The organism is Pseudomonas sp. LPB0260 (assembly GCF_013388395.1).
Genome location: NZ_CP058247.1, coordinates 5,473,436 through 5,492,782 on the forward strand (window position 1 = coordinate 5,473,436; position 19,347 = coordinate 5,492,782).

General features: G+C 68.9%; 20 protein-coding genes. 5 read left to right on the forward strand and 15 right to left on the reverse strand.

Translation table 11 applies throughout. From position 1 onward, the window contains the following. Positions 1-23: 23 nt before the first annotated feature. From LPB260_RS24495 to LPB260_RS24545, 11 genes are all read right to left on the reverse strand, one after another. Positions 24-548, reverse strand: coding sequence for a DUF2878 domain-containing protein (locus tag LPB260_RS24495; protein ID WP_208708474.1), 525 nt, complete (start codon positions 546-548; stop codon positions 24-26). Then, on the reverse strand, positions 541-1,815 hold the full coding sequence (locus LPB260_RS24500) for a cyclopropane-fatty-acyl-phospholipid synthase family protein (protein ID WP_208708476.1): 1,275 nt from the start codon (positions 1,813-1,815) through the stop codon (positions 541-543). The genes LPB260_RS24495 and LPB260_RS24500 overlap by 8 nt, the downstream gene beginning before the upstream one ends. Continuing rightward, positions 1,802-2,602: a DUF1365 domain-containing protein gene (locus tag LPB260_RS24505; protein WP_208708478.1), complete on the reverse strand. Its 801-nt coding sequence runs from the start codon at positions 2,600-2,602 to the stop codon at positions 1,802-1,804. The genes LPB260_RS24500 and LPB260_RS24505 overlap by 14 nt, the downstream gene beginning before the upstream one ends. After that, positions 2,602-3,849 carry an NAD(P)/FAD-dependent oxidoreductase gene (locus LPB260_RS24510; protein WP_208708480.1) on the reverse strand — a complete coding sequence of 416 codons (1,248 nt, stop codon included), beginning with the start codon at positions 3,847-3,849 and terminating at the stop codon, positions 2,602-2,604. Before LPB260_RS24510 ends, LPB260_RS24505 begins: the two co-directional genes overlap by 1 nt. Continuing rightward, complete coding sequence (locus tag LPB260_RS24515; RefSeq protein ID WP_208708482.1) at positions 3,846-4,625, reverse strand: SDR family oxidoreductase; 780 nt, start codon at positions 4,623-4,625, stop codon at positions 3,846-3,848. Before LPB260_RS24515 ends, LPB260_RS24510 begins: the two co-directional genes overlap by 4 nt. Continuing rightward, positions 4,622-5,044 carry a nuclear transport factor 2 family protein gene (locus tag LPB260_RS24520; protein WP_208708484.1) on the reverse strand — a complete coding sequence of 141 codons (423 nt, stop codon included), beginning with the start codon at positions 5,042-5,044 and terminating at the stop codon, positions 4,622-4,624. Before LPB260_RS24520 ends, LPB260_RS24515 begins: the two co-directional genes overlap by 4 nt. Next, complete coding sequence (gene phrB / locus LPB260_RS24525) at positions 5,044-6,486, reverse strand: deoxyribodipyrimidine photo-lyase (RefSeq protein WP_208708486.1); 1,443 nt, start codon at positions 6,484-6,486, stop codon at positions 5,044-5,046. Before phrB ends, LPB260_RS24520 begins: the two co-directional genes overlap by 1 nt. Then, positions 6,474-7,439 (reverse strand): MerR family transcriptional regulator, encoded by a 966-nt coding sequence (locus LPB260_RS24530; protein ID WP_208708488.1) that lies wholly within the window; start codon positions 7,437-7,439, stop codon positions 6,474-6,476. The genes phrB and LPB260_RS24530 overlap by 13 nt, the downstream gene beginning before the upstream one ends. Then, on the reverse strand, positions 7,436-8,404 hold the full coding sequence (locus tag LPB260_RS24535; RefSeq protein ID WP_208708490.1) for a DUF523 and DUF1722 domain-containing protein: 969 nt from the start codon (positions 8,402-8,404) through the stop codon (positions 7,436-7,438). The genes LPB260_RS24530 and LPB260_RS24535 overlap by 4 nt, the downstream gene beginning before the upstream one ends. A 129-nt stretch (positions 8,405-8,533) precedes the next feature. Then, positions 8,534-8,767 (reverse strand): TIGR02450 family Trp-rich protein, encoded by a 234-nt coding sequence (locus tag LPB260_RS24540; protein ID WP_208708492.1) that lies wholly within the window; start codon positions 8,765-8,767, stop codon positions 8,534-8,536. A 19-nt stretch (positions 8,768-8,786) separates the two neighbouring features. After that, the gene (locus tag LPB260_RS24545; RefSeq protein WP_208708494.1) at positions 8,787-9,779 is read right to left on the reverse strand and encodes an NAD(P)/FAD-dependent oxidoreductase; all 993 of its coding nucleotides are present in this window, start codon (positions 9,777-9,779) and stop codon (positions 8,787-8,789) included. A gap of 197 nt (positions 9,780-9,976) precedes the next feature. Here LPB260_RS24545 and LPB260_RS24550 point away from each other — a divergent pair, with 197 nt between their 5' ends. Continuing rightward, positions 9,977-10,882 (forward strand): TIGR01777 family oxidoreductase, encoded by a 906-nt coding sequence (locus LPB260_RS24550; protein WP_208708495.1) that lies wholly within the window; start codon positions 9,977-9,979, stop codon positions 10,880-10,882. Between the two features lie 12 nt (positions 10,883-10,894). Further along, positions 10,895-11,917, forward strand: a complete 1,023-nt coding sequence (hemH, locus tag LPB260_RS24555) for a ferrochelatase (RefSeq protein WP_208708496.1) — start codon at positions 10,895-10,897, stop codon at positions 11,915-11,917. Between the two features lie 129 nt (positions 11,918-12,046). Here the strand turns inward: hemH and LPB260_RS24560 are convergent, their stop codons facing one another. Continuing rightward, positions 12,047-13,312 (reverse strand): uracil-xanthine permease family protein, encoded by a 1,266-nt coding sequence (locus LPB260_RS24560; RefSeq protein WP_208708497.1) that lies wholly within the window; start codon positions 13,310-13,312, stop codon positions 12,047-12,049. A gap of 2 nt (positions 13,313-13,314) precedes the next feature. Then, positions 13,315-13,953 (reverse strand): uracil phosphoribosyltransferase, encoded by a 639-nt coding sequence (upp, locus tag LPB260_RS24565; RefSeq protein ID WP_208708498.1) that lies wholly within the window; start codon positions 13,951-13,953, stop codon positions 13,315-13,317. Between the two features lie 259 nt (positions 13,954-14,212). On the opposite strand from upp, the gene LPB260_RS24570 reads away from it, so the two are divergent. From LPB260_RS24570 to LPB260_RS24580, 3 genes are all read left to right on the forward strand, one after another. Beyond that, complete coding sequence (locus tag LPB260_RS24570; RefSeq protein ID WP_208708499.1) at positions 14,213-14,770, forward strand: hypoxanthine-guanine phosphoribosyltransferase; 558 nt, start codon at positions 14,213-14,215, stop codon at positions 14,768-14,770. 4 nt (positions 14,771-14,774) lie between these two features. Further along, positions 14,775-15,248: a WbuC family cupin fold metalloprotein gene (locus LPB260_RS24575; protein WP_208708500.1), complete on the forward strand. Its 474-nt coding sequence runs from the start codon at positions 14,775-14,777 to the stop codon at positions 15,246-15,248. A 101-nt stretch (positions 15,249-15,349) separates the two neighbouring features. Continuing rightward, positions 15,350-16,360, forward strand: coding sequence for an Ldh family oxidoreductase (locus tag LPB260_RS24580; protein WP_208708501.1), 1,011 nt, complete (start codon positions 15,350-15,352; stop codon positions 16,358-16,360). A 333-nt stretch (positions 16,361-16,693) separates the two neighbouring features. Here LPB260_RS24580 and LPB260_RS24585 read toward each other — a convergent pair whose 3' ends face one another. Both LPB260_RS24585 and LPB260_RS24590 read right to left on the reverse strand, forming a co-directional pair. Further along, positions 16,694-18,277 carry an aldehyde dehydrogenase (NADP(+)) gene (locus LPB260_RS24585; protein ID WP_208708502.1) on the reverse strand — a complete coding sequence of 528 codons (1,584 nt, stop codon included), beginning with the start codon at positions 18,275-18,277 and terminating at the stop codon, positions 16,694-16,696. A gap of 111 nt (positions 18,278-18,388) precedes the next feature. After that, positions 18,389-19,336, reverse strand: coding sequence for a dihydrodipicolinate synthase family protein (locus LPB260_RS24590; protein ID WP_208708503.1), 948 nt, complete (start codon positions 19,334-19,336; stop codon positions 18,389-18,391). Positions 19,337-19,347: the final 11 nt, after the last annotated feature.

Below are 19,347 nucleotides of genomic sequence, written 5' to 3' on the forward strand. Positions count from 1 at the left end.
GCCAGCCATGGTCGCTGCGGCGCTCAAGCCGACCGGCGCGCGCGCAGGCTCTGCTGGTACTGGCTGCGATAGAGCCTGGCGAAACCGTGCAGCACGGGCATCACCAGGGCCCAGATCAGCGCCACCAGGGCCAGGGTCGGCCAGGTGCCATAGGGCAGGGTGACGTCGGCCAGCTGGGCGCCGGCATAGTAGGACAGCGGCCCGCCGACGGCGCCGAGCAGGCTGCCACGCCACCAGGGTTGCGCCGTCCAGGCCAGGCAGTGGTTGAGGGTGGTCGCCAGCAGCAGCCAGAGCAGCGCCAGCCACAGCGGGATCAGGGTGCGCGGCTCGCCGAAGTCGAACACCCCGAGGTTGAGCAGAAAGCTGTCCAGGGCGCTGCCGGCGAGGAACACGCTGAACAGCAGCTTGCCTTCGGCGGCCCAGCTGGCGGTCCACAGCAGGTGCACCGCGACGGCCAGGGCCACCAGCAGCAGCCAGGGGCCGCCGCCCAGCACGCAGGCCAGCCAGCCGAGTTGGAACAGCAGGGCGTTGGCGATCAGTTTAGGCATCCAGGCGTCCCAGTAGCGGTTGCGGTCGCGCCGCCGGCTTGGCCAGCAGCAGTTGAGCGGTGCCGATGGTGCGCTCGATGAAGCCGCCCTCGCAATAGCACAGGTAGAACTCCCACAAGCGGTAGAAGTGCTCGTCGTAGCCGAGTTGCTCCAGCTTGTGCCGCGCCTGGCGCAGGTTGTCGTGCCACAGGCGCAGGGTGCGGGCGTAGTGCAGGCCGAAATCCTCCATGTGATGCAGGTTCAGGTCGGTGCGGCTGCCGACTATCTCCAGCATCTTCTGCAGCGAGGGCAGGGCGCCGCCGGGAAAGATATAGCGCTGGATGAAGTCGACGCTGCGCCTGGCCTGCGCATAGCGCTGGTCGCGGATGGTGATGGCCTGCAGCAGCATCAGGCCGTCGTCCTTGAGCAGCTTCGCGCACTGCTGGAAGTAGGTGGGCAGGAAGCGGTGGCCGACCGCCTCGATCATCTCGATCGACACCAGCTTGTCGTACTGGCCGGCGAGGTCGCGGTAGTCCTCCAGCAGCAGGGTGACGCGCTCGCCCAGGCCCTGCTCGGCGATGCGCCGGGCGGTGTAGTCGTACTGCTCGCGGGACAGGGTGGTGGTGGTGACCCGGCAGCCATAGTGGCTGGCCGCATAGATCGCCATGCTGCCCCAGCCGGTGCCGATCTCCAGCAGGTGGTCGTCGGGGCGCAGGGCCAGCTTCTGGCAGATGCGTTCGAGCTTGTTCAGCTGGGCCTGCTCCAGGCTGTCGTCGGGGCCCTCGAACTGCGCCGCGGAATACATCATGGTCGGGTCGAGGAACTGCTCGAACAGTGCATTGCCCAGATCGTAGTGGGCGGCGATGTTCTTGCGCGAGCCGCGCCGGGTGTTGCGGTTGAGCCAGTGCAGGCCCTGGATCAGCGGCCGGCCGAGGCGGGCCAGGCCGCCCTCCAGGGCATCGAGCACCTCGAGGTTGCTGACGAACACGCGCACCACCGCGGTCAGGTCCGGGCTGCTCCAGTAGCCATGGATAAAGGCCTCGCCCGCGCCAATCGAACCGTTGCCGGCGACCAGCCCCCAGACGGCGCCGTCGAGCACCTCGATCTGCGCGCTGAGGCTGGCCTGCGGGTCGCCGAACGCCAGGCGCTGCTCGCCCTCGATGATCAGCAGGTGGCCATGGCGCAGCTGGCTCAGCTGGTGCAGCACGGCGCGGCGCAGCAGGCCGGCGCCGAGGCCCTGGCCGGCGACCAGGGAGTATTTTCCGGTGGTTGGGCTAGTGCTTTTCATGGGATACGTCCTTCGCGTGTGCCCGGGCCGTGCGGAAGCCGTCGTCCGCGACCTGGTGGCTGAACAGGGGAGTGCGTTTGAGCAGCAGGCGCAGGGCCTGCCAGTAGATGGCGGCGAGGGTCTTGCCGGTCATCCAGGGGAAGCGCAGCAGGTAGCGGTGCAGGCTGGCGCGGTCGAGGGGCTCGCGCTGCAGGCTGAGGCTGGCGTCGAACAGCTTGTCCTCGCCCTGCCAGTCGGCCATGTGCAGGCCCAGGCGCTGGCCGGGCGCGGCGAAGCTCATGCGGTATTGCAGTTCGCGGGGCAGGAACGGCGAGACGTGGAAGGCCTTGGCCACGGCGACGTGCTGCTGGCCCGCGCCTTGTGCCGGCAGCACGTAGTGGTAACGCTCGCGCCAGGGCGTGTTGCTGACTTCGCAGAGGACCGCCGCCAGGCGCCCGTCGGCCTCGAAGCAGTAGAAGAAGCTCGCCGGATTGAACGCCAGGCCCCAGCTGCGCGGTTGGGTCAGCAGGCGGATCGCCCCCCCGGGCGCCTCGCCCAGGGCCTCGGCGACCCGCTGGCGTACCGCGTCGACCAGGCGCATGCCGTGCCTGGTGAATTCCGGCAGGTAGTCGCTTTCGCGGAAGGCGAAGGGCGCCCAGCGACCGCCGCCGGCCAGGGGCGAGAGTGCCAGCACCTGCTCCTGCTCGGCCAGGTCCAGGTACAGCAGGCCCATGCGGTAGCGGAAGCTATGGCTCCTGGGGGCGAAGCGCCGGTGCTGCACCCAGCCGCTGTACAGGGCGCTGTGCATCAGAGTTCCTCGCCGAAGGCGCGGGCCACGCGCAGGGCGCTGACCACCCCGTCCTCGTGGAAACCGTTGGCCCAGTAGGCGCCGCAGTAGTAGCTGTGCTGGGCGCCGAGCAACTCCTGCCAGCGCGCCTGGGCGGCCATGCCGGCCAGGCTGTACTGCGGATGGGCGTAGCGGTAGCGGCCGAGGATCTTGTCCGGGTCGATCGCCGCGGTCTGGTTGAGGCTGACGCAGAAAGTGGTGTCGCTGTGGATGCCCTGGAGGATGTTCATGTTGTAGGTCACCGCCGCCGCCTGCTCGCTCGGCCCGCCCAGTCGATAGTTCCAGCTGGCCCAGGCCAGGCGGCGCCGGGGCAGCAGGCGGGTGTCGGTGTGCAGCACCACATCGTTGTCGGCGTAGGGCAGGGCGCCGAGGATCTCCCGCTCGGCCTGGCTCGGCTGGGCCAGCAGGGCCAGGGCCTGGTCGCTGTGGCAGGCCAGCACCACCTTGTCGAAGCGTTCCGTGCCGGCGGCGCTGTGCAGGGTCACGCCCGTCTCGTAGCGCTCGATGCGCTGCACCGGGCAGTTCAGGCGGATGCGCTCGGCGAAGGGGGCGCTGAGCGGCGCCACATAGCTGCGCGAGCCGCCTTCGATCACCCGCCATTGCGGGCGGTCGCTGACCGACAGCAGGCCGTGGTTCTTGAAGAAGCGCACGAAGAACTGCAGGGGGAAGTGGAGCATCTCGGCCAGGGACATGGACCAGATCGCCGCGCCCATTGGCACGATGTAGTGCTCGATGAAACGGCTGCCGTAGCCGCCACGCTGCAGGTAATCACCGAGGGTGACATGCGCCTCCATGCGCCCGGTGCCGAGGTCGGCGAGGGCTTCGCGGTTGAAGCGCAGGATGTCGCGCAGCATGCCCCAGAATACCGGCGACAGCAGGTTGCGGCGCTGGGCGAACAGGCTGTTGAGGTTGTTGCCGTTGTATTCCACGGCGCTGTGCGGATCGCGCACCGAGAAGCTCATCTCGGTGGCTCTGGAGGCGACGCCGAGCCGGTCGAGCAGGCGGATGAAGTTGGGATAGGTCCAGTCGTTGAACACGATGAAGCCGGTATCGATGGCGTAGTCGCGACCGTCCACCCGCACATCGACGGTATGGGTATGGCCGCCGACCCAGTCGCCGGCCTCGAACAGGCTGATGTCGTGACGCCGGTTGAGCAGGTAGGCGCTGGTCAGGCCGGCGATGCCGCTGCCGATGATGGCGATCTTCATGGGCGTTCCTTCGACGATGTTTCGCGGCGCGCCATGCGTCGGCCGATGGCCAGTTGCAGGCGCCCCGGCAGGTGGGCGAGCAGCCGCAGCGCGGCGATGAACGGCCGCGGGAAGGCGATCTCCAGTGGCCGCTTGTCCAGGCGGCTGGCGATATGGGCGGCCGCCCGCTGCACCGGCCAGCGCATCGGCATGGGGAAGTCGTTCTGCCGGGTCAGGGGCGTGTCGACGAAGCCTGGGCTGACCAGGGTGACGTCGATGCCTTCGTCGGCCAGGTCGATGCGCAGCGCCTCCAGCAGGTAGCGCAGGCCGGCCTTGGAGGCGCCGTAGGCCTCGGCGCGGGGCAGGGCCAGGTAGGTCACCGAACTGCCGACGCCGACCAGGTGCGGCTGCCAGCCGCGGCGCAGCAGCGGCAGGGCGGTCTCGATGCAGTAGCTGGCGGCGAACAGGTTGACCCGCATCACCCGCTCGATCATCGCCGCCTCGAAGGTCCGGGCATCGACGTATTCGCAGGTGCCGGCATTGAGCAGCAGGGTATCCAGGGCACCCCAGCGCGAAGCGATGCGCTCGCCGATGTCGCGCACCTGCTCGGCGTCGCCGAGATCGCCGGGGGCCAGCAGCACCTGTTGTGGATAACGGTCGGCCAGGGCGCGCAGCGGACCCGGGCGGCGCGCGCTGAGCGCCAGGCGGTGGCCAGCCTTGAGCAGCAGTTCGGCCAGGGCGGCGCCGATGCCACTGCTGGCGCCGGTGAGCCAGATGCGTCGCGATTCGCTGTTCATGCCAACCTCCGCTTCAGCCAGCGGATCAGCCGGCCGATCAGGGGCGCGTGCTCGTAGAGCAGGGCGCCGGCGTCGAAATAGTCGCGGTGGCGATGGACCTTGCCGTTCCACAACAGATGGGAGCAGCCCTCCACCCGGATCAGCTGGCCACCGGCCAGGCGTGGATGGCGGTAGCTCATGGTCCAGCGCAGGTAGCCCTCGCCCTCGCGGACCTGGTCGAAGCCGTAGAAGTCGAAGCGCAGGTCGCTGACGTTGGCGTACAGCTGGGCGAAGTAGCGGTGCAGGTTGTCCAGCCCGCGCACCTCGTGCAGTGGATCGCAGAACAGCGCATCGTCGCTGTACAGCTGGCCCAGGCGCTCGAGGTTGTCCTTGTCGAGGCTGGCGAAGTCCTTGGCGAAGCGGCGCAGGAAGTCGCTCATCAGCTGGCCTCCCGAAGCAGCGGCGGCAGGTTCTTGAAGGCCGCCAGGGCCCGTTCGCGACTGTGGCTGAGGTCGACGATCGGCCGTGGATAGTCGAGCGAGTCGAACAGCCCGCCGCGCACCGTGCTCGGGTCATGGATGGCCTTGTCGTCGAGCCCGGCCAGCTCCGGCAGCCAGTGGCGGATGAAGCGGCCCTGGGGATCGAAGCGCCGCGACTGGCTGACCGGGTTGAACAGGCGGAAGTAGGGCACCGCGTCGGTGCCGGTGGAGGCGCTCCATTGCCAGCCGCCGTTGTTGGCCGCCAGGTCGCCGTCGATCAGCTGGCGCATGAAGTAGCGCTCGCCGGCGCGCCAGTCGATCAGCAGGTTCTTGGTCAGGAACATGGCCACGACCATGCGCAGGCGGTTGTGCATCCAGCCGGTGGCGTGCAGCTGGCGCATCGCCGCGTCGATCAGCGGGAAGCCGGTGCGGCCCTGCTGCCAGGCGGCGAGCTCGTCCGGGGCGTCGCGCCACGGCAGCGCCTCGGTCTCGGGGCGGAAGGCGCGGTGCCGCGAGACGCGCGGGTAGCCGACCAGGATGTGTTTGTAGAACTCGCGCCAGAGCAGCTCGTTGATCCAGGTGACGACGCCGTTGTTGCCGCCATCGAATTCGCCTTGGTTGACCTGCAGGGCGGCGTGCAGGCACTGGCGCGGCGACAGCACGCCGGCGGCGAGGTAGGCCGACAGCTGGCTGGTGCCGGGCTTGGCGGGGATGTCGCGGGCGTCCTGGTAGTAGTCGATCTGCTCGTCGGCGAAGCGTGCCAGGCGCTCATGGGCGCTGGCCTCGCCGGCCGGCCAGAGCTGGCGCAGCGCCTCGGCCGCCGGGCCGAAACCGGCGACAGCGGCGGGCACGGCATCGCTCGCGAGCGCCAGGGGCGCCTGCGCCGCCGGGGTCGGCAGCAGGGGCGGCAGGGCGGTGTGCAGGCGCTGGTAGCAGAGCTTGCGGAACTGGCTGTAGACCTTGAAGTAGCCGCCGGACTGGGTCAGCAGGCTGCCCGGCTGGAACAGCAGCTGATCGAGGTGACCGTGGAAGGCCACGTCCTGTTCGTCGAGGCGCCGGGCCACGGCCTGGTCGCGGCGCTGCTCGTTGATCCCGTACTCCTCGTTGACCCGCACGGTGCTGATCCGCAGCTCGCGGCACAGCGCGCCTATCACGTCGGGCGCGGCGTCCCAGCTGTCGGCCTGGCGGATCAGCAGCGGCACGTTGAGCCGGCCCAGGGCGGTGGACAGCTCGGCCAGGTTGCGCAGCCAGAAGTCGACCTTGCACGGCGCGTCGTCGTGCCGCTGCCACTGGCCGGGGCTGAGCAGATAGAGCGCCACGGTCGGCCCGGCCGCCATGGCGGCGGCCAGGGCGCTGTTGTCGCGTACGCGCAGGTCGCTGCGCAGCCAGATCATTTGCCGCATGGGGTCACCTGTGAAGGGGCCTGTAGGTTGAGCTGGTCCAGCGCTCGCAGCGCCGCCAGCGGGTCTTCCGCCAGGCGCAGGTCGGCGCGCGCGGCGGTCAGTTCGGCCAGGGCCTGTCGATGAATGCGTACCGCCGGCCCGGCCAGCACCGTGGGGCAGCGGCCGGCGCCGAGCAGGCGTGGCAGCTGCTGGCCGTCGAGGGCCTGGCTGGCGTACAGCAGCAGGGCGCAGGGGCGGATGCGTTCCAGGGCCAGGCCCAGCTCGGCGGTCGGCACCGGCCAGTCGAACACTTCCACCGCATGCCCGGCACTGCTGGCCAACCAGGCGCTGAGCCACAGGCCGGGCTCCATCGGCGGTTCGCATAGGTTGATCAACAGCACCGGCGCGCCGCCATGCAGGCGGTTGTTGTGGTACAGGCGCGCGCCGAGCTTGCTGCGCAGCCAGGAGAGGAAGAACACCCGCTCCAGCTCCGCGCCGAACTGGCCGCGCCAGCGCAGTTCCAGGGCCTGCAGCAGCGGCAGTAGCAGTTGCTGGCACAGGGTCTGCGGCGGGTACAGCGCCATTTCGCCATTGAAGCAGTCGTCGAGGCGGCGTTCGGCCAGGTCGCCGATGGCCGCCAGCAGCTGGTCGCGCTTCTGACCCCACTGCGACAGGTTTTCCTCCGGCGCGCTGCGTTCCGCTTGCAGCAGGCCCTTGACCTGGCTGACCGAGACGCCGCGCTCGAGCCAGGTAAGGATCGCCTGGACCCGAGCGATGTGCGCTTCGGAGTAGAGTCGATGGCCCTTGGCGGTGCGGTGCGGCACGATCAGGCCATAGCGGCGCTCCCAGGCGCGCAGGGTGACGGCATTGACGCCGGTCAGCCGCGCCACCTCGCGGATCGGCAGCAGGCCCTCGCCCAGCGCCTCGCTGGCCGGGTCGCCGCCGGGGGCAGCAGGGCGGGCTTCGCCGTTCATAGGGCGTTGCGCAGGCTGAGGTTTTCCGGATGGGGCTGCAGGTAGGCCTGCTGCGCCACGTAGGCGTCCGGGTGGCGGCGGAAATGGTGCTTGAGCAGGGTCAGCGGCACCACCAGCGGCACCATGCCGTCGCGGTACTGGCCGATCAGCTGGTGCATCTCCTGGCGCTCTTCGCGGCTCAGGCCCTGCTTCAGGTAGCCGCACAGGTGCTGCAGCACGTTGCTGTGGGTGCCGCGGGTGGCGCACTGCTTCAAGGCGGCCATCAGCTCGCTGAAGTAGCGCGGCGCCAGTTGCGCCAGGTCATGCCGGCCGAGGTCGCCGAGCAGTCGGCCGAGGGCCTTGTACTGCAACGGCGCGGTGGCCATCAGCAGGTACTTGTAGCGCGAGTGGAAGGCGATCAGGGTCTTGCGCGTCAGGCCCTCGTGCAGCAGGCGCTGCCATTCGGCGTAGGCGAATACCCGGGTGAGGAAGTTCTCGCGCAGCACCGGGTCGTTGAGCCGGCCATCTTCTTCCACCGGCAGATCCGGGTGCCGTGCGATCAGGGCGTTGGCGAAGATGCCCCGGCCACTGGCCTCGCTGGGCCGGCCGCGGTCCTGGTAGACCTTGACCCGTTCCATGCCGCAGGACGGCGACTTCTGCATCAGGATGTAGCCGCAGATGCCGTCCAGTTCCTCGGCCATGCGCGCACCGTAGGCCGCCAGGCGTTCGGTCACATCCAGGGTCGGGTCGACCGTGCCGACTGCGCGCGGCGCCTGCGGATCACCGACCAGGCGGATGGGTTCGCGCGGCGTGCCGAGGCCGATGGCGACCTCCGGGCACAGGGGGACGAAGTCGAAGTGTTCACCGAGTACCTGGCTGCACAGGCGCGATTCCTTGTGCCCGCCGTTGTAGCGCACGGTGTTGCCCAGCAGGCAGGCGCTGATGCCGAGCTTGGGTCTGGCGTGGTGGGCTTGGGCAAGGGACATGGCGCGACCTCCGATGAAGACTTGTACAGGTAATATTTCCTGTACAACCTGTGTCCATCATAGGAGTGGGGCTGGCCTTGTACAAGTATTTTGTACAAGATTTGTATAGGTCGTGTGTGGGGAGGGGGGTTACTGCCAGCCCATGCGCCAGTGCCGGGCGTCCTGCAGGGCGCGCCAGGGCAGGCGCTGGTTGCGTTGACTGAGCACCGCCTGCAGCTCGACCGCGACGACGTTGTCGTCCTCGTCGCGCAGCAGTTCGATGACCAGGAAGTGCTTCTCGCGGTTCTGTGGCTGCACCGCTGTCCACTTGGACAGCAGCAGCTTGCGCGGATTGAGGCGGTGGCGCGGCAACCCGGCGTTCATCGTCCCGCTCCGGCTCCGCTCACTGCAGGTGGCCGAGCAGCTTGCGCGCCGCCTCGTGGCCGCTCAGCCAGGCGCCCTCGACGCGACCGGACAGGCACCAGTCGCCGCAGGCATACAGCCCCAGGTCGGCATCGGCCAGCGCGCCCCACTGGTGGGCGTTGCCCGGGCGGGCATAGAGCCAGCGATGGGCCAGGCTGAAGGACGGCGCCGGCACGGTGCAGCCGATCATCTCGGCGAAGGCGCCGAGCAGGTGCTCGATCACATCTTCCTTGGGCAGGTCCAGGTGCTGCTTGCTCCAGCTGCTGCTGGCGTGCAGCACCCAGGTGTCCAGGGTGGTCTCGCGGCCGGGCTTGCTGCGGTTGCGCGCCAGCCAGTCGAGGGGGCTGTCGTGCACGAAGCAGCCCTCCACATCGGTGTCCAGGGGGCTGTCGAAGGCCAGCGCGGCGGCCCAGGTCGGCTCCATCGGCACGCTGGCGGCGGCCGCGGCGAGCTTGGGGGCGCTGGCCAGCAGGGCGCTGGCCTGGGGCGCCGGGGTGGCGATCAGGACATGGCTGAAGGGGCCGTGGCTGCGCCCGTCGGCATCCTGCAGGTGCCAGTACTGTTCACCGCGGAACACCTCGGTGATGCGGCAGGAGAAGTGCACCGGCAGGGCGCCGAGCAGGGCGCGGGTGATCGCGCTCATGCGTGGGATGCCGACCCAGCGCAGCTGCTCGTCCGGCGAGGAGGCGAGCTGGCCGTCGCGGTAGTGGTAGAGGCTCGGTTGCCATTCGGCGACCCAGCCGCGGGCCTGCCACTGCTGGACCGCCTCGACGAAGCGGCGGTCGCGCGCGGTGAAGTACTGCGCGCCCAGATCGAGGGCGCCGGCGTCGCTGCGCCTGCTGGCCATGCGCCCGCCGCTGCCGCGACTCTTGTCGAACAACTGCAGCTCGTGGCCCGCGGCGTGCAGGGTCTGGGCGGCCGACAATCCGGCCATGCCGGTGCCGATGATGGCGATGGGGGCGAGTGCTGTCATGGTCTACCTCATGTGCTAGAGCGCGAGATTACGCTTTAGACAAAAGCTATACAATATTATAGTTGTGTATAAACTTGTGCGGTTCCTCGGCCGTCTCTCTATATTTAGGACAACCTGCCTGGGGATAAAAGGCACGTGCCCTCTTATAAAACAGACTAGGGCGATAACCCGCTGTTACGCCATGCGAGGAAGATGCCATGCACATATTGCTGACCGGCGGTACCGGTTTGATCGGACGTGCCCTGTGCCGCCACTGGCTTGCCCAGGGCCACCAGCTGACCGTGTGGAGCCGCAGTCCGCAGCGGGTATCGAGCCTGTGTGGCGCCGCGGTGCGCGGCATCGGCCGCCTCGAGGAGCTGGGTGAGGAGCCGCTGGATGCGGTGATCAACCTGGCTGGCGCGCCGATCGCCGATCGGCCCTGGACGCGCAAGCGCAAGACCCTGCTGTGGGCCAGCCGGATCGGCCTCACCGAGCAGCTGCTGGCCTGGCTGGGGCAACGCGGGCAGAAACCGCAGCTGTTGCTGTCCGGCTCGGCGGTCGGCTGGTACGGCAATGGCGGCGAACGCGAACTGCTCGAGGACAACCCCCAAGTCACCGACGACTTCGCCGCCCAGCTGTGCGGCGCCTGGGAGGAGACCGCCCAGCGCGCCGAGGCCATGGGCATCCGCGTGGTGCTGGTGCGCACCGGCCTGGTGCTGGCCAGGGAAGGCGGCATGCTCAAGCGCCTGCTGCTGCCGTTCAGGCTCGGCCTGGGTGGGCCGCTGGGCGACGGCCGACAGTGGATGCCGTGGATCCACCTGGACGACCAAATCGGCCTGATTGATTTTCTCCTGCACCAGCAGCAGGCCGCGGGTCCCTATAATGCCTGCGCGCCGGCGCCGGTGCGCAACGCCGAGTTCGCCCAGGCGCTGGGCAAAGCCTTGCACCGCCCGGCGATCCTGCCCGCCCCGGCTTTCGTGCTGCGCGCCACCCTGGGCGAGCTGTCCGAGCTGCTGCTCGGTGGGCAGCGCGCGCTGCCGGCGCGCCTGGAGGCGGCGGGCTTTCGATTTCGCTTTACCGATCTGGATGCGGCCCTCGAGGATCTTCTGGCCGGCCGCCATTGAATAGGACTGTTTATGACCGATCACGCCCTGCTGCTGGTCAACCTGGGCTCCCCGGCATCGACCGACGTGGCCGATGTGCGACGCTACCTCAATCAATTCCTCATGGACCCCTACGTCATCGACCTGCCCTGGCCGCTGCGCCGGTTGCTGGTGTCGCTGATCCTGATCAAGCGTCCGGCGCAGTCGGCCCATGCCTATGCGTCTATCTGGTGGGACGAGGGCTCGCCCCTGGTGGTGCTGAGCCGGCGCCTGCAGGAGGCGATGCGCGGGCACTGGGGCCAGGGGCCGGTGGAGCTGGCGATGCGCTACGGCGAGCCGTCGATCGAGTCGGTGCTGACCCGGCTGGCCGCCCAGGGCATTCGCCAGGTGACCCTGGCGCCGCTCTATCCGCAGTTCGCCGACAGCACGGTGACCACGGTGATCGAGGAGGCCAAGCGGGTGGTGCGTGACCAGCGCCTGAAGCTGGACTTCGCCATCCTGCCGCCGTTCTACGACCAGCCGGAGTACCTCGATGCCCTGGTGGACAGCGCCAAGCCCCACCTGGAGCAGGACTTCGACCACCTGCTGCTGAGCTTCCACGGCCTGCCCGAACGCCACCTGCACAAGCTCGACCCCAGCGGCCACTGCCTGAAGGGCGCCGACTGCTGCCGCACGGCACCGGCCGAGGTGCTCGCCACCTGCTACCGCGCCCAGTGCCTGCGCAGTGCCGAGGCCTTCGCGGCGCGCCTGGGGCTGCGTCCCGAGCAATGGTCGGTGTCCTTCCAGTCGCGCCTGGGCAAGGCCAAGTGGATCGAGCCTTACACCGAGACCCGCCTCGACGAGCTGGCCGGGCAGGGGGTGAAGAAGCTGCTGGTGATGTGCCCGGCTTTCGTCGCCGATTGCATCGAGACCCTGGAGGAGATCGGCGACCGCGGCCGTGAGCAGTTCCAGGCGGCCGGCGGCGAGAGCCTGCAGCTGGTGCCTTGTCTCAACGATCACCCGAGCTGGGTGGCGGCCCTCAAGCGCCTGTGCGAACGCGCGCCGACGATGCTCTAGAGCCTGGCGGCGATCTTTTCTGGGGGTATTGGTGCGCGTGGCGCACCCTACGGGAAATCGTGAACTGGCTGTAGGCGGCGTGTGCAACGAAGAAGCCCCGCATCGGCGGGGCTGCTTCGTCTGGGCCGCTTAGCCCTGCTCTTCGCTCAGCGCCTTGCTGCGCCAGCCCTGGCCGCCGGGTAGCAGCAGGTTGAGCAGGATGGCGATGATGCCGCACAGGGAGATGCCCTTGAGGCTGACGTCGCCGGCGCCGATGACCATGCCGCCGATGCCGAACACCAGGGTCACGGCGACGATCACCAGGTTGCGCGCCTCGGACAGGTCGACCTGGTGGCGGATCAGGGTGTTCAGGCCGACCACCGCGATGGAGCCGAACAGCAGGCAGAGGATGCCGCCCATCACCGGCACCGGGATGCTCTGCAGGGCGGCGCCGAACTTGCCGATGAAGGCCAGGGCCATGGCGATCAGCGCGGCCCAGATCATCACCTTGGGGTTGAAGTTCTTGGTCAGCATCACCGCCCCGGTGACTTCCGAGTAGGTGGTGTTGGGCGGGCCGCCGAGCATGCCGGCGGCCGAGGTGGCCAGGCCGTCGCCGAGCAGGGTGCGGTGCAGGCCGGGCTTCTTCAGGTAGTTCTTGCCGGTCACCGTGCCGATCGCCAGCACGTCGCCGATGTGCTCGATGGCCGGGGCGATGGCCACCGGCAGGATGAACAGGATCGCCCCCCAGTGTAGCTCCGGGGCGACGAAATTCGGCACCGCCAGCCAGGGCGCGGCGGCCACGCCGCTGAACTCGACCACGCCGAACAGCACGGCCAGCACGTAGCCCACGGCGACGCCGCAGAGGATCGGGATCAGGCGGAAGATGCCGCGGCCGATTACCGCGACGATCAGGGTGGTGATCAGCGCCGGCAGGGAGATCATCAGCGCCGTGTCATAGGGCACCAGCTGCACGCTGGCGTCGCCGGCCTTGCCCATCGCCATGTTGGCCGCGACCGGCGCCAGGCCCAGGCCGATGGCCATGATCACCGGGCCGATCACCACCGGCGGCAGCAGGCGGTCGATGAAGCCGGTGCCCTTCAGGCGCACCGCGCCGGCCAGCAGCATGTACATGCCGCCGGCGGCCACCAGGCCGCCGAGGGTCGCCGGCAGGCCGAAGTCGTTCTTCGCGGCGAGGATAGGGGCGATGAAGGCGAAGCTGGAGGCGAGGAACACCGGCACCTGGTTCTTGGTCACCAGCTGGAAGATCAGGGTGCCGAGGCCCGCGGTGAACAGCGCCACGTTGGGGTCCATGCCGGTGATCAGCGGCATCAGCACCAGGGCGCCGAAGGCCACGAAAAGCATCTGCGAGCCGGCCAGGGCCTGGCGCCAGGTGGGGTCCTGCATATGGTCCTGCATGCTCAGGCGTCCTTCTGCTTGGTGCCGAAGATCTTGTCGCCGGCATCGCCCAGGCCGGGAATGATGTAGCCGTGCTCGTTGAGCCGCTCGTCGATCGAGGCGGTGTAGATCTGCACATCCGGGTGGGCGTCGTTGACCACCTTGATGCCCTCCGGCGCGGCGACCAGCACCATGGCGCGGATTTCCCTGCAGCCGGCCTTCTTCAGCAGGTCGATGGTGGCGACCATGGAGCCGCCGGTGGCCAGCATCGGGTCGATGATCATCGCCAGGCGCTCGTTGATCTCCGGTACCAGCTTCTCCAGGTAGGTGTGCGCCTGCAGGGTCTGCTCGTTGCGTGCCACGCCCACGGCGCTGACCTTGGCCCCCGGGATCAGGCTGAGCACGCCGTCGAGCATGCCGATGCCGGCGCGCAGGATCGGCACCACGGTGATCTTCTTGCCGGAAATCTTCTCCACCTGCACCGGCCCCGCCCAGCCCGGGATCTCGTAGCTTTCCAGGGGCAGATCCTTGGTCGCCTCGTAGGTCAGCAGGGCGCCGACTTCCTGCGCCAGTTCGCGGAAGTTCTTCGTGCTGATGTCGGCGCGGCGCATCAGGCCGAGCTTGTGGCGGATCAGCGGGTGGCGGATCTCGAGAGTGGGCATGCGGGGTCTCCGACGGGGCTGGCGAAAAATGGCGTTAGAGTAATGCATTGCGCCGGGCAAGTGGTGCGCGGTTTGCCGAGTCTTGCCGGAGGATTGCGTTTAATATCCCCCCGTTCGCCGAGGTAGCCGGCTTGTGGCCACGTTTGTCCGCCGGGGCTTGCTCCGCGCCGGCCGGATGCGTACCTTTGCCGACTTTTATTTTGACGACCCGATCAGGTTCTCTGCCTCGAGCAGGGCCATTCACTCAAGAGGAATCATCATGCCCGCCGATCTCGCGCACATTCGCCAAGTCATGGCGGAAGCCGATTGCCTGTACAGCGAAGCCGAAGTGGAAGCGGCCATCGACCGGGTCGCCGCGGCGATCAACGGCGAGCTGGCCGAGCGCAACCCCGTGGTGTTCTGCGTGATGAACGGCGGCCTGATCTTCTCCGGCAAGCTGCTGCCCAAGCTGGACTTCCCCCTCGAGTTGTCCTACCTGCACGCCACCCGCTACCGCAACGAGACCAGCGGCGGCGAGCTGTTCTGGAAGGCCAAGCCGGAAATCTCCTTTATCGACCGCGACGTGCTGATCATCGACGACATCCTCGACGAGGGGCACACCCTCGGCGCGATCATCGACTTCTGCCGCCACGCCGGCGCGGCGGCGGTGCACACCGCGGTGCTGATCGACAAGGACCACGACCGCAAGGCGCGCCCGGACCTCAAGGCCGATTACGTCGGCCTGCCATGCATCGACCGCTACATCTTCGGCTACGGCATGGACTACAAGGGCTACTGGCGCAACGCCGCCGGCATCTTCGCGGTCAAGGGCCTGTAACGCCATGGCCGCGCCGCGCCTGCTCGACCGGCGCCTGTTCAGCGAGCTGGCCGAACAGGCCGCGGCCAACCCGCGCCAGCGCCAGCACCACAACTTCCATGCCATGGAGGAGCCCTGCCACCGCATGGCCGTGGGCCTGCAGCCGGACACCTATATCCCGCCGCACCGCCACCTTGCGGCGGACAAGGCCGAGGCCCTGCTGGTGCTCAAAGGGCGCCTGGGCCTGCTGATCTTCGACGAGGCCGGTGCGCTGCAGGACCAGCGGGTGCTGGAGGCCGGCGGCGACTGTGTCGGCGTCGACCTGCCGCCGGGGGTGTTCCACGCCCTGGTGGTGCTGCAGGCCGACAGCATCCTGTTCGAGTGCAAGGCCGGGCCCTACCGGCCGGTCGGCGAGGGCGAGCGCGCGCCCTGGGCGCCAAACGAAGGCGAGCCCGGCGCGGCGGCCTACCTGGCGTGGATGCGCGCGCAGTTCGCCTGAGCGCGGCTGTGCCGAATTCGTCAGTTTCCCCGGCTAAACGGCTCAAGCCGCTGCAGGGCCGAGGCGCCACGCTAGCCGTTGGTTAGCAGAGGAGCCGCACCGTGATTCGATTGACCCTGGAACAAGCACGCGAACTGGCGCAGGACATCCTGCGCCGCAATGGCTTCAGCGAGCCCCACGTGCAGGCGGTCAGCGCCACGGTGCTGGCCGGCGAGCGCGACGGCTGCGCCTCCCACGGCCTGTACCGGCTGCTCGGCTGCGTGCGCTCGCTCAAGGCCGGCAAGGTGGTCGCCGACGCCGCGCCCGAGGTGTTCGACCAGGCGCCGGCGATCGTCCGCGTCGATGCCCGCGGTGGCTTCTCCCAGCTGGCCTTCCAGGCCGGCCTGCCGGTGCTGCTGAGCAAGACCCGCGACTGCGGCATCGCCGCCCTGGCGATCAACCATTGCGTACATTTCTCCGCCCTGTGGGTGGAGATCGAGGCCCTGACCGCGGCCGGCCTGGTGGCCCTGGCCTGCACCCCCAGCCATGCCTGGGTGGCGCCGGCCGGCGGCAGCCAGCCGGTGTTCGGCACCAACCCGATCGCCTTCGGCTGGCCCCGGGCCGGGCACGACCCGTTCATCTTCGACTTCGCCACCAGCGTCATCGCCCGCGGCGACATCGAGCTGCACCGCCGCGCCGGCAAGCCGATCCCCGAGGGCTGGGGCGTCGATGAGCAGGGCCGGCCCAGCACCGATGCGGCGGCGGTGCTGCGCGGCGCCATGCAGACCTTCGGCGGACACAAGGGCTCGGCCCTGGCGGCGATGGTCGAACTGATCGCCGGTCCCTTGATTGGCGATCTGACCAGCGCCGAGTCCAAGGCCTTTGACGGCGGCGGCGACTGCTCGCCCTATCACGGCGAACTGATCATCGCCCTCGACCCGCGGCGCTTCCTCGGCGACGCGGCCGCACAGCACCTGGCGCGGGCCGAAACCCTGTTCGAGAGCATCCAGGGCCAGGGCGCGCGTCTGCCGTCGCAGCGCCGCTACGAGGCGCGGGCGCGCAGCGCCGAACAGGGTGTGCAGATTCCCCAGGCGCTGTACGACGACCTCCAGGCATTGCTTGTCGCCGGATGACGGCCTGAGCGCATAAGAAGCATATCCGTAGGGTGGGTTAGCCGCGTAGCGGCGTAACCCACCACAGCGTTCCAACAGACGAGAACCTTGCTCGGTTACGGCGCCGCAGACTCGAAAGCCGCAAACCATCTTTGGCAGACCTATGGATTGCCTGGTGGGTTACGCGGTACGCCGATTCTATAGGTGGTGCTTAGCTACCCGTCCTGTGTCGCCCACCCTACGTCCTTTGTTGGAACGGACGAGTGCAGTGGTGGGTTACGGCGCCACAGATCCGGTAGCAGCCAACAACCTGTGCCAGGCGCCTAACCCACCCTACGACCTGGCCGACAGCTTTCAGGTCAGGGCTTGCCGCGTGGTCTCGCCGTCCACCAGGCGGGCGATGCCCAGTGGGTTGGCGTTCTGCAGGGCGGCCGGCAGCAGCGCGTCCGGGCAGTTCTGGTAGCAGACCGGGCGCAGGAAGCGCTCGAGCGCCGCGCTGCCCACCGAGGTGCCGCGGGCATCGGAGGTGGCCGGGTAGGGACCGCCATGCACCATGGCGTCGCCCACCTCGACCCCGGTCGGGTAGCCGTTGAGCAGCAGGCGCCCGGCCTTCTGCTCAAGCAGCGCCAGCAGTGGTGCACAGCTGTCCAGGTCCGCCGGGTCGGCGATCAGGGTGGCGCTCAGTTGCCCGTGCAGGCCATGCAGGGCCTGGGTCAGCTCGGCCATGTCGGCCACCTCGACAACGATGCTGGTCGGGCCGAACACCTCTTCCTGCAGCAGCTCGTCGCCCCCGCGCAGCAGGCGGGCATCGGCCTGGAACAGCTGCGGCTGGGCCTGCTTGCCGGCCTGCGTGCGACCCGCCAGGTGGCGAATGCCCGGGTGGCCGTGCAGCGCCGCCACGCCTCGCTCATAGCTGCGCAGGGTGCCGGCGTTGAGCATGGTCTGCGCCGGCTGCTCGGCCATCCGGGCGGCCAGGTCCTGCACGAAGGCGCTGAACTCGGCCGAACGGATGCCGATCAGCAGGCCGGGATTGGTGCAGAACTGGCCGCAACCCAGCACCACCGAGGCGCTCAGCTCGCTGGCGATCTGCGCGCCGCGCTGCTTCAGGGCTGCGGGCAGCAGCAGCACCGGGTTGATCGAACTCATCTCGGCGAACACCGGGATCGGCTGCGGGCGCGCCGCCGCCAGGTCGCACAGCGCCCGGCCGCCCTTGAGCGAGCCGGTGAAGCCGACGGCCTGGATGGCCGGGTGCCTGACCAGGTCGGCGCCCACGCCGTTGCCGTAGACCATGTTGAACACCCCGGCCGGCATACCGGTCTTCTCCGCCGCCTGGATGATCGCCTGGGCGACCAGTTCTGCCGTGGCCATGTGCCCGCTGTGGGCCTTGAACACCACCGGGCAGCCGGCGGCCAGCGCCGCGGCGCTGTCGCCGCCGGCGGTGGAGAAGGCCAGGGGGAAGTTGCTGGCGCCGAACACCGCCACCGGACCGAGGCCGATGCGGTACTGGCGCAGGTCCGGGCGCGGCAGCGGCTGGCGCTCGGGCAGCGCGCGGTCGATGCGCGCGCCGTAGAAATCGCCACGCCGCAGCACCCGGGCGAACAGGCGCAGCTGGTTGCTGGTGCGGCCGCGTTCGCCCTGGATGCGTGCGGCGGGCAAGGCGGTCTCGCGGCACACCAGGGCAACGAAGTCGTCGCCCAGGGCGTCGATCTCGTCGGCGATGGCCTCGAGAAACTCGGCGCGGCGCTCGGCCGAGAGTTGCCGGTAGCGCGGGTAGGCGGCTGCCGCGGCGCGGGCGGCGGCATCCACCTCGGCCTCGGTGGCCTGGTGGAAGCTGTAGGGCAGCGCCTCGCCGGTCGTGGCGTCGAGGCTCTGCAGGATGACCTCACCGGCGGCGCTGCGGTCGCCGGCGATGAAGTTGTGGCCGATGGTAGCGGGCATTGCTAGCTCCTGTTGGGGGCCTATAAACAGGTACGGAATGTTCGGTTGAACTCGGTTATTGCAGGCCAGATCGGCCGACTGCGCTGGAAGCACCCGGCCGAAGTACCGCGATCAGGCGAGGTTCTGTTCGGCCGACCAGTTGGCGTACCACTGGCGGAACAGGTTGTACTGGGTCTCGGCGTAGTGACGTTGGGCGGCGCTGAGCGCATCGGTTTCGTTGAAGTGCAGGGCGTATTCCTGGTCGCCGCCCAGCACCATCAGGTGTTTGTAGTAGAGAACCAGGTCGGTGCCTTCGTCGAAAGACGACAGCACGTTCAGCGCCTCGGACAGCTCCAGGGCGCGGCGGCGGGCAATGGCGTCGCCCTTGGCGGCCTGCTTGCTCAGTTCCACCAGCTGCAGCACTTCGCGCGGCAGGGCGTTGCCGATACCGGTGATGGCGCCGGTCGCGCCGCAATTGACGAAGCCATGCATGACCTGGGTATCGACGCCGGCCATGAGAATCACTTCGTCATCCTGCGAGGTGATGTGCTCGGCGGCGTAGCGCATGTCGGCGGCGCCGCCGAATTCCTTGAAGCCGATCAGATTGGGGTATTGGCGGCGCAGTTTGAAAAACAGTTCGGCGCGGGTTGCAAAGCCGTAGTACGGGCTGTTGTAGATCACCGCCGGAAGCTGCGGCGCCGCTTCGAGAATGGCGGAGAAGTGCGCCTCCTGGGCGGCTGGCGAAGCACCACGGGACAACACGCGGGGGATGACCATCAGGCCATGGGCGCCGACCTTGGCGGCGTGGGCGGCGTGGGATACCGCTTCGCGACTGTTCACCGCACCGGTGCCGACGATAGTCGGGATGCCGGCGGCGACCAGGCGCGCCACCCCTTCCTGGCGTTCGGCCTCGGTGAGCAACGGCCAGTCGCCCATGGAGCCGCAGTAGACCACCGCGCTCATGCCGGCTTCGATCATTTCGCGGCCCTTGCGCACCAGGGCGTCGAAGTCCGGCTTGCGCTCGGCGGTGCAGGGGGTCATCAGGGCGGGGATGGTGCCGGTGAAGATGTTGCTGTTCATGCTGTCGCCTC